The sequence below is a fragment of the Paenibacillus polysaccharolyticus genome (genome assembly GCF_900102085.1).
Lineage (GTDB): Bacteria > Bacillota > Bacilli > Paenibacillales > Paenibacillaceae > Paenibacillus > Paenibacillus polysaccharolyticus.
On sequence record NZ_FMVM01000003.1, the window covers coordinates 397,127 to 412,153 of the forward strand.

A 15,027-nucleotide genomic window follows, 5' to 3' on the forward strand; every position below is an offset into this window, starting at 1 on the left:
CCTAACCTTCGTCGGACTTCCTCCGAGTAAATATGCGAATTGGTGTGCCTTCAAAATCAAACGCTGCACGGATTTTATTCTCCAGGTAACGCTCATAAGAGAAGTGCATCAATTCAGGGTCGTTAACAAAGATAACCATAGTCGGCGGTTTGACCGCAACCTGAGTCACATAGTTAATTCTCATTCTCCGCCCTTTATCGGTTGGCGGTGGATTAATGGCTACAGCATCCGATACCACATCATTAAGCAGATGTGTCTGAACACGCAAAGAATGCTGTTCTGCTACACGCTGTACCACTGGCAACAATTTTTGTAAGCGTTGTTTTGTCAGTGCGGACAAAAAGACAACCGGAGCATAGGTCATAAAGAGGAAATGATCCCGAATCTTCGTCTCGAATTCCTTCATCGTTTTATCCGTTTTCTCTACAACATCCCACTTGTTTACCACGAACAATGAAGCTTTACCCGCTTCATACGCATAACCGGCAATGTGCTTGTCCTGTTCGATAATGCCTTCTTGACCGTTGATAACAATCAGAACAACGTCGGCACGCTCAATAGCACGCATCGCACGCATTACGCTGTACTTCTCCGTCGTTTCATATACTTTACCGCGCTTCCGCATACCCGCCGTATCAATCAGCACGTAACGTTGCCCGTCTTTTTCAAAAGGAGTGTCAATTGCATCACGTGTTGTACCGGCTACATCACTCACAATAACACGTTCCTCACCCAGGATGGCGTTCACAAGTGAAGATTTACCCACATTAGGTCGGCCGATCAGAGCTACACGAATTACATCCTCATCGTATGTCTCTTCCTCAAGTTCAGGCAATTTCTCCACAATCGCATCAAGCAAGTCACCAATTCCCGTACCGTGACTGCCAGATACCCCGATCGGATCACCAAAACCGAAGCCATAAAACTCATAAATCAGCTCACTGCGCCCAATGTTATCCACTTTGTTCACGGCTACCACGATCGGTTTACCTGAGCGATAAAGCATCTCAGCAACTTCTTCGTCCGATTGCGTAATACCCGCCTTGGCATCACACATAAACACAATAACATCTGCTTCTTCAATCGCAAGCTCCGCCTGCATGCGAATGGATTTCATAATGACGTCCTCGCCGTCAATTTCGATACCACCCGTATCAATAATACTAAATGCTTTTCCGTTCCATTCACCGATTCCATAAATCCGGTCACGGGTAATGCCCGGCTTATCTTCCACAATGGCCAGTCTGTCGCCGATAATCCGATTGAAAATGGTGGATTTACCCACGTTTGGTCGGCCGACAATTGCCACAACTGGTCTTGCCATACATTCCACTCCTCCTGTCCATACTTACGTTACTCATCATAGCAAAAAAGCTATGGCTTGGCTAACGTTTCGTAACGAACCGAAACGATATTCTCGCAATAACAACAATCGGCGAACCCGCTGGGGCTCGCCGATCTTGCTTTTATTGTTCAGCAAAATATGCAGTATATAACTTAGAACCATGCATGTATAACTTATTTGAATTTGCTGAGTTTGTCACCAAACAGTTCGCCGAGCGTAGTGCTCATACCTTGATTGTTCAAGGAAACGTTCGGATTGTTGATTTCTTCACGTGGAGCGTTGTTTCTTGCTGGGCGCTCTGATTTTTGTGGTTGAGCAGGAGCTTCTTCTGTTTCTTTGATGCTCAAGCTTACACGTTGTTCAGCAGGGTTCATGTCCAAGATTTTCACTTGAACTTCTTGGCCCTCTTTCAGCACTTCATGTGGAGTACCAATGTGTTTGTGGGAAATTTGTGAGATATGCACAAGACCCTCAACACCAGGAGCGATTTCAACAAATGCACCGAAATCAACCAGACGTTTTACAACACCTGTTACGATATCACTTGTGTTGAATTTGTCACCAGCTGTTTCCCAAGGACCTGGTTGAACAGCTTTCATGCTCAGGCTGATTTTACCTTTTTCAGGATCAACTTTCAGCACTTTAACATTTACTTTGTCGCCTTCGGACAATACATCGGATGGTTTGTCAACGTGAGTCCAAGCCAGCTCGGATACGTGTACCAAACCGTCAACTCCGCCTACATCAACGAAAGCACCGAATTGAGTCAAGCGTTGAACTGTACCTTCAATGACTTGACCTTCTTGCAAACCAGCCATTACTTGAACTTTGTTTGCTTCGAATTCTTGCTCCAGAACGTCTTTTTGGGAAAGGATCACTTTGTTGTTCTCACGATCGATCTCTTTCACTTTAACACGTAGTGTGCGGCCTTTGTAGTCGCTGAAGTCTTCAACGAAATGACGCTCAACCATGGAAGCCGGGATAAATCCACGAACGCCCACGTCTGCAACCAAACCGCCTTTAACTACATCACCTACAACAACTTCGAACACGTCTTGGTCTTCAAAATGCTTTTGCAATTGCTCCCAAGCGTTCTCGCTGTCGATCGCACGTTTGGACAGAACGAGTTTTTCTTTCTCATCGTCGATGCTAAGAACTTTAGCTTCAACTTCTTGTCCAACTTCTACTGCTTCAGACGCGCTGTCTACGTGAAGCGAAGACAGTTCACGAATTGGAATAACACCGTCATATTTATATCCAATACTTACATAAGCTTGGTTATCTTCCAATTTGACGATGGTTCCTTTTACAGTATCTCCTTTTTTCAAGGAAACGAATTGATCCAACTCATCTTGGGTTGCTTCTTGATTTTTCATTTCTTCCGACATGTCAAATACCCTCCTCAATTCAAAAACCCCATTATATTCAAACCTGCCTTGGCAGAGTTCAAAACACTTTCATGCAAATGCACTTCACATAGCATTCCTCAAAAATATGGAAACATGCACTCACAGTAGACCTGCCTTACTTACTAGGCTCGCCTGTTTTCACCATTTCGTTAATTTTGGACATGATTTTCTCGGTAGCTCTTTCCAAAGCATCTCCGGAAGTGTCTTCCTTGAACTCGTCCAAATTGACCGGTGCGCCATATACTACTTTCATCTTATGAAAAAGCTTGTAGTTGCCGATAATAGCAGTAGGGATTACAGTAGCACCGCTGCGGAGAGCAAAACTCGCTGCTCCTTTTTTACCAATTCCACCATCGTTGTGACGGCTTCCCGACGGAAAAATGCCAAGAACTTCACCATCACGCAAAATGTTAAGTGAGGTTTTGATGGATTCTTTGCTTACTCCTCCTCGCTTTACAGGAAAGGCACCGACAGCTTTAATGATTCGGCCAAATACCGGAACATCAAACAGTTCGCTTTTAGCCATAAATCTCACTTGACGGCGAATTTTGATGCCAACGGTTGGCGGATCAAAGTTACTGATATGATTGGAGCATAAAAGTACACCGCCGTCTTTCGGGATATTTTCCCGTCCAACTGCCTCCAGGCGAAAAAGAATGGTATACATGATCCGCAGTACAGTCTTGCAAAAGGTGTAAATCATAGACCGCTCTCTCCTCTGACCATTGTGCAATAAGATACGATTTTGTCAACCACTTCATGGATATTCATCTTCGTTGTATCCAGGACAATCGCGTCCTCTGCACAACGAAGCGGGGAGACTTCCCTGTTCTCATCCAGTTTATCACGGGTTGCAATATCTCGCTCCAGTTGCTCCAACGTCAGCCCATCGGATGGTTCCAGTTCTTTGAAGCGGCGAAGTGCGCGCTCCTGCACACTGGCAGTCATAAAAATTTTCACTTCCGCATCGGGCAATACAGTCGTTCCGATATCGCGCCCATCCATGACGACGCCCTTGCGCAAAGCCATTTGCCGCTGAGTATCCACTAATTGTGTACGCAGCCCCTCGATTTGCGCATATCGAGACACGATTCCCGTTACTTCACGGGAGCGGATTTCCGAGGTAACATCCTCGCCATTACAGAACACTTTCTGTCCACCCCGATCCGGTTGTAAATCAATAACCAAATCTTGAGCTTCCTGAAGTACCTGAGTCATATCTTCCGGAGATATATCTTTCCGAAGCATATGCAAGGATACTGCACGGTACATTGCGCCTGTATCGACATAAATGTATCCGAGTTCCTCTGCAACCAAGCGGGCCACCGTGCTTTTTCCGGCACCAGCAGGTCCGTCAATTGCAACGTTCATCTTCCCGTCTTCTGATGTGTTCTGGCTAGCCAACGGGGCATTCCTCCTCAAACGATAAACCTCAATAAAAAAACAGGCATTGCCTGCATCGTGAAAATTATACCACACTCTACACATGGATGCAAAAACAGACAAATCAGCCATTCCGGTCTTTGCTGTTACTTTGCATATGAACCGGGGTACCTTCTAGCCGGTCAATCGTTGTCATTATTTTCTTCAAATCCGGGACAAGCAGTAACAATTGACAGAGAATAACGAGGATCAGGAGCAAGCCAATGAATAGCAACGCTCTTCGTTCCAACCGTTTTGACATCATACAATAAATATGTTCAATTCTCCGTGCATCAGAGCGTTTCTTCATAGCAACATTCTCCGTTTTTGCCTTACGTTGCCCAGTACAATACTGTTTTATGCCTGCACACGTCTACTTCATACGATAATCCAGTTGCCGTTCAAAACAAAATTTGATGACCTTCTGACGTTCTGAATCCGTAATCTGTGAAAATTTTAGCATACCTAACTCACGGCCCGATTCCAGCTTTTTAATGCGAACTACCTCGGCTTCGAATTGAACATGGTCAATGGAACCATTGCGATAAGGAACCAATAGCCAGCATTTCAACTTTTGTTCTTCCTGCACTTTGACATCAGGCTCAATGTATACGGACAATCCTCCGCCTCCGATGTCTTCAGTCAGCACGACCGCACGTGTAAGGTCTTCACATTGAATCGCCAATTCAAGACTGGCGTGAACGCGAAGGAAGCTACGGCGCTGAATTTTGGAAATCTCATCAGGAAGCGGTTTTCGAATGCGGACCAGACGAACGACATCTTCCTCGAACCCTGTTACGTAAGTATTAAAATAATGGCGGACTCCACTCTCGTTCATATACGATATGGACAATTCTTCTCCGAAAAAGAGTCTTTTCAAACGACTGTTCCCCTGCTGCATCGGAACTTCAATCAAAAAACTGTCATCATCGGTATCTGCGATACGCGATTTGTATTCCTTATGTTCCTCTTTTTCGTCAGTCGATGCGATCTGGATATACAACACTTCATTTATTTTAGGAAACAATCGGTTCACCGCCACTTATGTATTTATCTTTGTCTCTGCAAGGACTATTATACCATGACCTTTCTCACATGGAACAAGAAAAAACAGACCATTGAAATGGTCTGTTTTCGTATGATTAATTTTGAGAATACACATTCTGCTAAACGCTTCTAGGAGGTTGCATTCACTGGCTTAATCTCCTCAACCGCTTCTTCCATTCCTGTATCGGCATTAATGTAAATCCGGTAACGCGAACCGTTGATTCGTCCCCCGAATTCATAACAAAGCACTTCTTTGCTGTATTCATTCTCGATCAACGATTTGCGAACATAATTTTCTTTGAAATCTGAATTCAGTTTTTTGCGAGCCTGATCAGCCGTAAGCTTTGCTTTTGGAATCTGACGTTTGTCGTTATGCTCATATACATAGTCGCTTGCCTGAAAACCGGTGACTTCCCCCGTATCCAGACCTACACGTACAGACATTTTTTCTGGATAAATCAACGTATCTCCTTGCTTGTGCACATACGTGAGGTTCGCCAAATTACCGAACTCATCGTAGTTGACAGCTTTCATATCCTTATATCCTTTATTGACAAGAAACTGATCCGCTTGTTTCATTGCCTCTTGACGGGACACTTTTTTAGCTCCAACCGTTCTGGTGTCACTGTACGAGATAAGCTTCCCACCGTTGCGTGTGAAATCCATCATCAGTTTCCCGTTTCTGGCATGCTGGATGGTGGCGGTATACGATTCCCAGTCCGTCCCTTTGCCGTTCTCCTGAACCTGAATCTTACCACTTTCCACATTCGAGAATTTGGCGGCCTTCTCCTGGATCTGCTCTTTGGAAACAGGCATTCCGCCAAGCTTCTTCACAGAGCGTTTGGTGAACATATTAGAGACGGAAGGGCCCCAATCCAGCTCCGGGTAGTCTTTTACTTTTTTATTTACGGTCCGGAAACCGTCCACGATGGAATTATCGTTTGTCTGCTCCTGAGTTGCCATAACGGTTTCAGCATCCATCCAGCGCAAACGATCAGCTAATACTTTCTGTTGAACTTCCTTCAGACTATTTTTAATCTCCGAAGAATTTTGATACAGTGTCTTTAAATTACCCATTTCCTTCTTACTGAGTGGCTCATTTGTCAGGTCACGCATGGATGCCTGATACGCAAATTTCGAGATACGCGAGAGGAACTCCTCAGTCTCATTGAAGGGAAGCATGCCGAGCGGCAGTTGATTAATTTCATTCTGAGCTTCGCTAGTAAGCCTCCACACATTCATCAACCCTTTGCGATGCATCCCCTGTGAACTTGAATGTACAGCAAGCGTGTTCCCAATCTCCGAATGTAATTTATCCATATGGAATGATAGGTCGTGAAATGCACGCTGATATTGATTTTCCGCCTTGATCAGTATCGCATTCTTCTCCTGATTCTCCTGATAACCCCACACGAGTGCGCCGATCAGGAGAACTGCAAATATCGGAAACATGACTGAACTTAATCGTTTATACACGGTAGATTCTCCTTTCTTCTAGGGTGTGTCTGAAAACAATGGAGGAAGCAGATTTTGCCGAATTTTCGTTCCAAGCCAGGAAGTTTACCGCAGGCGTGCCGGGGCACGTCAAGGGAAAGTGACGCAGCAGGGAGCGAAAAGGTGGTAAAAGATGCAACTCAGTGGATTTCAAGACACGCCTTGATCACTGCCTTTATTGTGGGTCGAAGAAAGTCCTCTTATGCATGCGATTTCCAGCCGGAACGAAATTTGCCTTTAACGAATGAAGCTAAGACTTTTTTGAGTAAGGCTTGTTGACTTCACTTTAATCGAACATATAGCCGACTAGTGCAACATATAGCTCGTCGCCATGCCCTCTTCTTCAATGTCAAATTGATCCTTGTTATCACAAAGGCACTGTTTAAACCCAGTATCAATGCGCCCCCGTTCTTTCTTGCCTCTTAACGTGAAACGTTCACCACATTGTTTGCATCTAATTTTAATCTTGATTCTTGTCATTGGATATCCCCGTTTCATATCGTCGTACCCTTGTTTTCTAGAACACAAAAAAGACACACCAGGGTCTGCGTTTTAAACGCTTTATGTCCACCAGTGTGTCCGTATTTTTATAATTTAATCTCATCCCTCTCGTTTCACGAAGCGAAAAGGAGAACGGTTGTTAGCCCGTGTAATCTTGCCTATTGCTCCATACCACAGACCCGCCATCAGAGGCGCGATGAACCACAGCCAGTGATTCACCATCATATTCATAATAACATCATACAATGCGTGCCAGAAAAACGGAAGAATCAGAGACAGACTGAGATACCACCGTTTCTTCTTCGTATCATCAATGAATTTGGCTTTGCCCATGTAATATCCCATAATAACGGCAAACATCGCATGACCTGATACAGGCAGGAGGGCCCTTAGAAACATACCTGATACGGAGGCATTGCCTGCAAATGCGTACAGCACATTTTCCACTGTAGCGAAGCCCAGTGATACCGCAACGGAATATAAAATTCCGTCATATGGCTCGTCAAATTCGGTGTGATTATAGATAATGTGGTAGATCACAAACCATTTAACAAACTCCTCAACTCCGCCCGAGATTACGATGGATTCGAGAAGGGGACTATCTCCAAGCCACAACATCATGCCTCGCTGAATAATCATCACGGGCAGAACGATCAGAATCCCCATGAGAAATACTCTCAGAACCATGTGAAGTGGTTCATAATCATACCGGTCTTTAAGATAAAAGTATGTTAACAAGGCGAGACCCGGAGCAACTGCTGCAGCTAGAAGCGAAAACAAAAGCACCGAAATTCCCTCCCCTGAATAGTGACGCGATGATAACGATGTTTAATCCTGACGTTTGAAGTGTGTGCAGATGACATCAATCGCTTGTTCAGGAATAACGACCTTTCCATACTCCTCCATAACAGCTGGAGTGACCGAAGAACCTTCTCCAAATTCAGCCAATAAAGCAATCAATGCGGCGTGTTTGGCGGTGTCTACATCATCCGGTTCAAAATGTAAGAACCATTTATTTTTATAAGAATACAGTTTCCCCGCATCCGTAACATGTTGACGTAACATATGGGCAGCTTCAATCAGCACCTCAAAATCCTTAAATGCGTATACGATGGAGTCACTTTGCTCCAGTGTAACTTCCATTTCATATACTTCTTCAGGAAGATCATCTTCATGACCTGAACCATATTGTTGCGGATCATATTTTCCACGAGTAACAATGACAACCATCCCTTGAGCGGGAAGTGCGAATACTTCAACAGCCAGCGGACCTGTAGCATCAAAGCCAAGTTCAGAATAAGCCTGGTCCATCATTTCAGTGAACAGTTCATGTACCTTCGGTAATTCCTGCCACATATCTTCTTTTTGTATTCCGCGCTCGCTCAGATCGTCAAAGGTCAGGAAAATCCGTATCTTATCGTGACTTAGTCGTTCTATTTTCATACAGGATCTCCCCTTTATAAGCAAGTCTTATAACAGATTATGAAGCACAAAACAATATGTGCTGAAAATAAATCTATGTAGTTATGTTATCATTTTATACCTATAAATGCACGCAGTAAAATCAACAAAAAAAAGAATCAATCCACATCAAATCAAGACTGTGGATGATTCTTAATGGATGTTACGGGTTACAAACCCGGTACTGATGTATTGGTTTGACTTAAAATCTGCTCTACTTCATGTTTAACATCCGGGTTCGTCCGAATAAAATCTTTAAGCATATTCATGTTTTCTTCTTTTTCTTTTGGTGAGATCACTCTGCTGGTTTTTGATGCCGACTTGTGCGGTTCACCATGATGATCCGGTTTGCTACTGAAGCTATCCATGCCTGGAAAAGTCATTTCCATCATTTTATGTTTGGCCTGGTCAACCATGTTTCGAGATGAACCTGAAGACAACATGGGCATTCTGCCTTTAGCTAACCAAGAACTGGCTGCAACACCAACGACTATACCCCAGAAAAAGGATGACGCCTTCATTACACCAACCTCCTTTAAGTGTTAAAATCAAAAGTAGTGTTTGCTGTAGAAGACAATCTCATTCCGCATAAATACAGGAAAGTGAGCTGAGAAAATGTTGAAACGCGCTTCCTCGCTGTTACTCATAACCAGCATATTGCTATCTGCATGCAGTGCAAAAAATCAATCTGCATCTGATGCCAAGGATATGAAAGACGATACTGCTGTCATTCTTACGGAGAAAAAAACCGAAGAAAACCCAAGAGCAGAATCCCAGATTGAAAATAACGAGACAGATACTGAAATTCATCCTAAAACAGACACAAATATAACCGGTACTAAGCCAAAAAATCCATCCACGGACGGAACCTCAACGGAAGTGCTCGTTAAAAAGACGTATCATATGAATTCGAGTTATGTTATTAAACCTAATGATGAATCCAGCCCTGCTAAAGTGGTCTTGTTAACCTTTGACGACGGACCAAAGGACGAAAAGATGATTAATTCACTTATGGATACTTTGGATAAACATCACGCCAAAGCCATATTCTTTGTAAATGGAGACCGTGTCAAACGTCAGCCGAAGTTGTTGAAAATGATTCATGACCGAAAACAGATCATCGGTAACCACGCTTGGGATCATGAAGATTTGAAGAAAATGTCAAGTTCAGAAGCTAAGAAACAGGTCACCGACGTTCAACAAATTGTGAAAGACATCACTGGGGAAAAACCTCAGTTTTTCAGACCCCCTTTTGGCTCCGGAAATGATGCATTGAAAGATGCCGTCAAAGAAGAGGGAATGTTGTATATGACATGGTCCAACGGCTCACTGGACTGGGATAAGAGCACTAAAAACAGACCAGACAAAGTGATCCAGAATGTCCTGGATCAGCTTCACCCTGGAAGTAATATTCTGATGCATGAATTACCTTGGACGGTCGATGCTCTGGACGAGTTGTTAACATTGCTTGAGAAGAAGGGTTATTCCTTTGTTGATCCAAACGCGATCGAATTGCAGTCCCAATAATAGATGCCAATGCTAGGGCTACTGCACCACTGCGAGAAAAATGTAATGTGCAACAAACAGCCCTGATCTCAATGATCAGGGCTGTTTGTTGCAGGAACACGTAAAGTGATGAGATGTATCTCTGCGGGACAACCTAACCTAAAGGGAAGATGGTTTGTACCAAATCCCCGGCTTACAAGCAATTTTCCTGAACGAATATCTTCATCGCTACGTTTCAAGGAAAACCAGCCGCTCTTTACAGCCCGATAAGCCTTACTTAGCAATACAGGTCCTAACAATGGAACAACGATTTGTCCTCCATGGGTATGTCCACTCAGTATCAGATCTACATCAATGTCTAACCGCAATACTTCCAAAGGATCGTGAACTAATACGATTGTGGAGCAGCCATCCTTCGTATTTCGCAACAATTTCTCTGCCTGTTTCGAACGATAATCTAATCCGACCAATCGGACATGTTCCGTTCCTTTTTGCAAGTATACATCCTGATCTTGAAGGAGCTGCACGCTCGAATCATCCAAAAGTCTAGATAAATGAGTCACGCCTGCTTTTTTGTCATGATTTCCATAAACGGTATAGGTTGGAGCCAAACTCGACAAAAGCTTCATATTTTGTCTGACAATCGACCAGGATATTCCCTCTTCAGCTATATCGCCCCCGATGAGTACCCAATCGGCTTCCCCCTTCAACTGCTCAACTTCTTTTGTTTTCAACAATCGTGCATGGGTATCTGATAAAAAAATAATCCTCGCTCCGTTGAAAGAGGCTGGTAGATGCACAAGTTCGACTTCGTCCTCTGTAATCACAGTTGTATGAGCCTCTCGCCACATATGAAAAAGAAGTAATAAAGCCACCACTAATGTGAGAAAGGATAAACTAACTAATATTACCACGGTAATGGGAGGAAGGTGTTCAAAGGAGGAGCTCCCTTAATCCCCCACCATACCAGACCAACGGTTAACATTATGAAAATAAAAATAAGTGAATTGACAAATCTTTTGCTCAATCTCAAACGTCGTGAAGGATGAAGTTCAGTTCGAGTGGGTAAAGAACCCGCTTCGGAAACTGAGCTTTCCTTCTGGTTTGCCGTTTTCTTGGAGCGACTAGGCGCTCGTTCCGGTAATACCGGACTTTCCAGTGCGGATGCACTCGACCCACGTTGTGATCTTGGTAAAGAAATTGAAGTAATTGGTGGAAGTCCCACTGTTTCGGCAGCAACTGCCGTTTCAGCAACGAAACTTGTCTGTGAAGCTGAGTTTCGCCCGGTTTTCTCTTTTTTGTCCGAGTGACGCTGACGTTGGCTGCCATATGTTTTCACCCTGCTTAATGGCTGACTCATGATCCCCTCCGAAAACGTATCGCTAATCCAGATACTAGGTCAATGATAAAATGACACAGAATCGGTGCCCATAATGTGCCTGATTGCAAATAAATATAGCCCAATCCATAGCTCGACACAAACACCCATCCTGTAGGAATCCAGTGGCGCAGATAACGAATATGGATAACTGCAAATAAGATGCTTGTCCAGTATGGACCAATTGCGTGTTGAATTGCGCCGCGGAAAAGCAACTCCTCACATACAGCCACCAAGGCTGCTATACATACAATATGCCAGATTGGACGTCCGCGAAACAACAGCTCGTTAATGCCACCATCATCCATACTTTCCTGAGGTATGACATAGGACAGTACCAAATCCATGACTAGCATAATCGCAGCGAGCCCAAGACCCCACCATAAAAACTGAAGATGATCAGGCAAGGCCAGAACTTCGAATAGATCCCTTTTCTGCAACAAAATCCATACGATCCCTACGATCAAAGTTAGCCCTTGGGTAAAGTAAAGGTTGATCAAGAGCAGACGTTCTGTTAATTGCTGCGGCTCGGCCTTCTGAATTTTAAACTTCGGAAATTTCTTTTTTTTCATTGCATGCGTCTGTCCTCTTAAGTTATTTGATAAAAATTTCATTGACCAATCCGATAGTATACTAAATGATAGCCAAAAAACCAATCCGGTTCAAGACCTGTCCCAAGTCCCAGTTGATCACATCAAAACGTTACTTCATTAATGCAGTGAACTTTCTTTCACGAAACAGTATGTTTAAAGCATTTAAATCTCAATAAAAATAATTCTAAGTAGATAGATTACACTCTCTGAAGGTCCGGAAATCACGGCCTCCAACCTTAAGAATTAAAACATTTAAGCCTATTGACATGCTCATGTAAGCCATGATACATTATGAAAAATTAGTTACGTCAAACACGATGATGGAAAAAAGACGTTGCTTTGTCTTTCAGAGAGCCGATGGTTGGTGTAAATCGGTGGCAGGCAGATGATCTTGAGCGCTCCTGAGTTATTGCATTGAAATTGGAGTAGGTGCAATCGGTTTAGACCCGTTATCCTCTTCGGTCTTCATTGACCGCTAAGACTGTCGTTGCGAAACGGCGGTGAATTAGGGTGGTACCACGACAACTCTCGTCCCTTATTGCGCAAGCAGTATGTGGATTGAGAGTTTTTTTGATTGTTTTTGATAAAAGAATCCTGTGGAATCACCCTGTTAGTTTACCCTACTCCTCTGCTACGACACCGCGTTGTTGGAGGGAAGAATCACTTTGGTTTTAAGGAACGTCTCCTGCCGGAGAACAAACCTTGACGATTATAGATATACAAACCTAAGGAGGAAGAAACCATGTACAAAGTGTTAGTGTCAGATCCAATCAGTGATCTGGGAATTCAGCAGCTGGTCGATGCAAGTGATGTCGTTGTCGAGAAGAAAACCGGACTTAGTGAAGATGAGCTTGTTGCCATTATCGGAGATTATGATGCCCTACTCGTTCGTAGCCAGACCCGTGTTACTGAACGTATTATGACAGCTGGCACCAATCTTAAAGTGATTGGACGCGCAGGAGTTGGCGTAGATAATATTGAACTGGAACCTGCTACACAACGCGGTATCATTGTCATTAATGCACCTGACGGTAATACCATTACGACTTGTGAGCACACTTTTGCCATGATGATGGCACTGGCACGACACATTCCGCAGGCATATGCCAAAACGATTCAAGGTACATGGGATCGTAAAACGTTCCTCGGTGTGGAGTTAAGAAATAAAACACTCGGTGTACTCGGTATGGGAAGAATCGGTAGCGAAGTAGCCAAACGTGCAAAAGCATTCGGAATGGACATTCTCGCTTATGATCCGTTCCTGACAGAGGAGCGTGCCGAGAAACTGCAAGTCAAGCTGGCAAGTGTTGATGATATTATCCGTAATGCGGATTTTATGACTGTGCACACTCCACTCACACCAGAAACACGTCATATGATTTCCCGTCCGCAATTCGAAGTCATGAAAAAAGGCATGCGTATTATTAACTGTGCACGCGGCGGTGTAGTTGACGAAATGGCGCTTGTAGAAGCGATTGATGAAGGAATTGTTGCTGGAGCAGCATTCGACGTATTTGAAAGTGAACCACCTGCAGCAGATCATCCATTCCTGAATCATCCAAGCATTATCGTTACACCTCACTTGGGTGCATCAACCGTAGAGGCTCAGGAGAACGTAGCGATTGACGTATCTGAACAAGTTCTTCACATACTTCGCAATGAACCATTTAAAAATGCGGTTAATATGCCAGCTGTCGCACCAACCGTTATGAACAAACTGCAACCATACTTTAAATTGGGTGAAACGCTAGGTAGTTTTGCAGCACAAATCACTCAAAATGCAGTACAAGAGATTCGCATTGACTACGCGGGTGATCTGTCAGAAGTGGATACATCACCGCTCACACGTTATATAGTGAAAGGCATTCTGGCAAGACATCTGGGCGGAGAAGCCAATATTGTCAACTCCATGCACTTGGCCAAAATTCGTGATCTGAATGTTGTTGTGAGCCAAACCTCTGCTACAAAGGGATTCACAAACCTAATTACCGTAACACTCGTAACAACACAAGATGCTGAAGAACGCCGCGTGGCAGGTACGCTTCTTGCAGGGTACGGCGAACGGATTGTTCGTCTTGATAAATTCCCTGTAGATATTGCACCGGAAAGCCATCAAATTTTGATCTCGCACAACGATAAACCGGGTATCATTGGACGTGTAGGTACTTTGCTTGGTCAAAATGACGTAAACATCGCATCCATGCAGGTTGGACGTAAAATTATTGGTGGTGCTGCGATCATGATCCTCACCGTTGATAAAGAAGTGCCAAAAGATGTGCTGGTTCAGCTTACATCTCTGCCTGAATTAAATACAGCTGTTGAGATTGTGCTCGGTTAAACGGCATCATCAATACTTTGAAAAAGACGAGACCCACTAAGGATCTCGTCTTTTTTTGTACAAATGCATATTCGGATTTAACTTAATTGAATAATGGTCAATGTTGCACCTGGAGGCGAGAGGACGGCTGCGCCGGCGAGACCAAACAATTGGAGCTGGATTGAAGATCCCGCTGTTACAGTAACAATAAACTCCGACTGTAATTGATTAAGTGAGAGTGTTGGCGATACCACGCTCGCCGAAATAGCTGTCCCGTTAAGCAACACGCGAGATTGTATTGCCAACGCAGCAGTCAGATTGATTCGATAAGAGATAAAATAGCGACCGGCATTAGCCAGTGTAAAGGTATCACTTGTACCGTTGACAGTTATACCCGTGCCAAAATTCTGGTTGCTTGGTAATGCTATAAGAGTACCGCCCAAAATAACAACAATTGTACCGTTAATGTTCTCAGCAAATGCTGAGTTAGCAGTTACCGAAGTTCCTGTTGCTCCAGTGGCTCCTGTTGCACCCGTAATGCTTGCACCGGTGGC

At 43.9% G+C, this 15,027-nt stretch carries 16 protein-coding genes and 1 other annotated feature; of the genes, 3 read left to right on the top strand and 13 right to left on the bottom strand.

All coding sequences use genetic code 11. The features are described 5' to 3' along the window. Position 1 precedes the first annotated feature (1 nt). The 10 genes from der to BLQ13_RS06550 all read right to left on the bottom strand — a co-directional run bounded on the left by der (position 2) and on the right by BLQ13_RS06550 (position 9,200). Entirely contained in the window at positions 2–1,324 is a 1,323-nt protein-coding gene (der, locus tag BLQ13_RS06500; RefSeq protein WP_090917256.1) for a ribosome biogenesis GTPase Der, read from the bottom strand. Positions 1,325–1,518: 194 nt separating this feature from the next. Further along, a complete protein-coding gene (gene rpsA / locus BLQ13_RS06505; RefSeq protein ID WP_090917258.1) occupies positions 1,519–2,733 on the bottom strand; it encodes a 30S ribosomal protein S1 in 1,215 nt (404 codons plus the stop codon). A 136-nt stretch (positions 2,734–2,869) separates the two neighbouring features. After that, complete coding sequence (locus BLQ13_RS06510; protein ID WP_090917260.1) at positions 2,870–3,457, bottom strand: lysophospholipid acyltransferase family protein; 588 nt, start codon at positions 3,455–3,457, stop codon at positions 2,870–2,872. Further along, complete coding sequence (gene cmk / locus BLQ13_RS06515) at positions 3,454–4,158, bottom strand: (d)CMP kinase (protein ID WP_090917262.1); 705 nt, start codon at positions 4,156–4,158, stop codon at positions 3,454–3,456. Before cmk ends, BLQ13_RS06510 begins: the two co-directional genes overlap by 4 nt. Positions 4,159–4,261: 103 nt before the next feature. Next, positions 4,262–4,486 (bottom strand): hypothetical protein, encoded by a 225-nt coding sequence (locus BLQ13_RS06520; protein WP_090917264.1) that lies wholly within the window; start codon positions 4,484–4,486, stop codon positions 4,262–4,264. Positions 4,487–4,549: 63 nt separating this feature from the next. Further along, the gene (locus tag BLQ13_RS06525; RefSeq protein ID WP_090917266.1) at positions 4,550–5,203 is read right to left on the bottom strand and encodes a flagellar brake protein; all 654 of its coding nucleotides are present in this window, start codon (positions 5,201–5,203) and stop codon (positions 4,550–4,552) included. A gap of 149 nt (positions 5,204–5,352) precedes the next feature. Further along, positions 5,353–6,699, bottom strand: a complete 1,347-nt coding sequence (gene ypeB, locus BLQ13_RS06530) for a germination protein YpeB (protein ID WP_090917268.1) — start codon at positions 6,697–6,699, stop codon at positions 5,353–5,355. Positions 6,700–7,317: 618 nt separating this feature from the next. After that, positions 7,318–8,004: a glutamic-type intramembrane protease PrsW gene (gene prsW / locus BLQ13_RS06540; RefSeq protein ID WP_090917272.1), complete on the bottom strand. Its 687-nt coding sequence runs from the start codon at positions 8,002–8,004 to the stop codon at positions 7,318–7,320. Between the two features lie 42 nt (positions 8,005–8,046). Beyond that, positions 8,047–8,661: a genetic competence negative regulator gene (locus tag BLQ13_RS06545; protein ID WP_090917274.1), complete on the bottom strand. Its 615-nt coding sequence runs from the start codon at positions 8,659–8,661 to the stop codon at positions 8,047–8,049. A gap of 188 nt (positions 8,662–8,849) precedes the next feature. Then, positions 8,850–9,200, bottom strand: coding sequence for a hypothetical protein (locus tag BLQ13_RS06550; RefSeq protein WP_090917276.1), 351 nt, complete (start codon positions 9,198–9,200; stop codon positions 8,850–8,852). Positions 9,201–9,294: 94 nt separating this feature from the next. Between BLQ13_RS06550 and BLQ13_RS06555 the strand changes: the two genes are divergently transcribed. Then, positions 9,295–10,206: a polysaccharide deacetylase family protein gene (locus BLQ13_RS06555; protein ID WP_090917278.1), complete on the top strand. Its 912-nt coding sequence runs from the start codon at positions 9,295–9,297 to the stop codon at positions 10,204–10,206. Positions 10,207–10,274: 68 nt separating this feature from the next. On the opposite strand, the gene BLQ13_RS06560 is transcribed toward BLQ13_RS06555, so the two are convergent. Continuing rightward, positions 10,275–11,012, bottom strand: a complete 738-nt coding sequence (locus BLQ13_RS06560; protein ID WP_167375655.1) for a metallophosphoesterase — start codon at positions 11,010–11,012, stop codon at positions 10,275–10,277. Between the two features lie 234 nt (positions 11,013–11,246). Here BLQ13_RS06560 and BLQ13_RS06565 point away from each other — a divergent pair, with 234 nt between their 5' ends. Next, a complete protein-coding gene (locus BLQ13_RS06565; RefSeq protein ID WP_090917283.1) occupies positions 11,247–11,495 on the top strand; it encodes a hypothetical protein in 249 nt (82 codons plus the stop codon). Between the two features lie 46 nt (positions 11,496–11,541). On the opposite strand, the gene BLQ13_RS06570 is transcribed toward BLQ13_RS06565, so the two are convergent. Continuing rightward, positions 11,542–12,135, bottom strand: coding sequence for a type II CAAX endopeptidase family protein (locus BLQ13_RS06570; RefSeq protein ID WP_090917285.1), 594 nt, complete (start codon positions 12,133–12,135; stop codon positions 11,542–11,544). A gap of 329 nt (positions 12,136–12,464) precedes the next feature. Further along, positions 12,465–12,695: a binding site (T-box leader), on the top strand. Between the two features lie 203 nt (positions 12,696–12,898). Here BLQ13_RS06570 and serA point away from each other — a divergent pair. Continuing rightward, positions 12,899–14,494, top strand: coding sequence for a phosphoglycerate dehydrogenase (gene serA, locus BLQ13_RS06575; protein WP_090917287.1), 1,596 nt, complete (start codon positions 12,899–12,901; stop codon positions 14,492–14,494). Positions 14,495–14,571: 77 nt separating this feature from the next. Here serA and BLQ13_RS28435 read toward each other — a convergent pair. Continuing rightward, the coding region (locus BLQ13_RS28435) for a BclA C-terminal domain-containing protein (protein WP_420848909.1) at positions 14,572–15,027 on the bottom strand (456 nt) is incomplete at its 5' end.

Excerpts from the sequence above, each read along its gene's own strand:
- der (WP_090917256.1), bottom strand. The coding sequence starts at position 1,324 with ATGGCAAGACCAGTTGTGGCAATTGTCGGCCGACCAAACGTGGGTAAA.
- rpsA (WP_090917258.1), bottom strand. The coding sequence starts at position 2,733 with ATGTCGGAAGAAATGAAAAATCAAGAAGCAACCCAAGATGAGTTGGAT.
- BLQ13_RS06510 (WP_090917260.1), bottom strand. The coding sequence starts at position 3,457 with ATGATTTACACCTTTTGCAAGACTGTACTGCGGATCATGTATACCATT.
- BLQ13_RS06520 (WP_090917264.1), bottom strand. The coding sequence starts at position 4,486 with ATGAAGAAACGCTCTGATGCACGGAGAATTGAACATATTTATTGTATG.
- BLQ13_RS06545 (WP_090917274.1), bottom strand. The coding sequence starts at position 8,661 with ATGAAAATAGAACGACTAAGTCACGATAAGATACGGATTTTCCTGACC.
- BLQ13_RS06550 (WP_090917276.1), bottom strand. The coding sequence starts at position 9,200 with ATGAAGGCGTCATCCTTTTTCTGGGGTATAGTCGTTGGTGTTGCAGCC.
- BLQ13_RS06555 (WP_090917278.1), top strand. The coding sequence starts at position 9,295 with ATGTTGAAACGCGCTTCCTCGCTGTTACTCATAACCAGCATATTGCTA.
- BLQ13_RS06570 (WP_090917285.1), bottom strand. The coding sequence starts at position 12,135 with ATGAAAAAAAAGAAATTTCCGAAGTTTAAAATTCAGAAGGCCGAGCCG.
- serA (WP_090917287.1), top strand. The coding sequence starts at position 12,899 with ATGTACAAAGTGTTAGTGTCAGATCCAATCAGTGATCTGGGAATTCAG.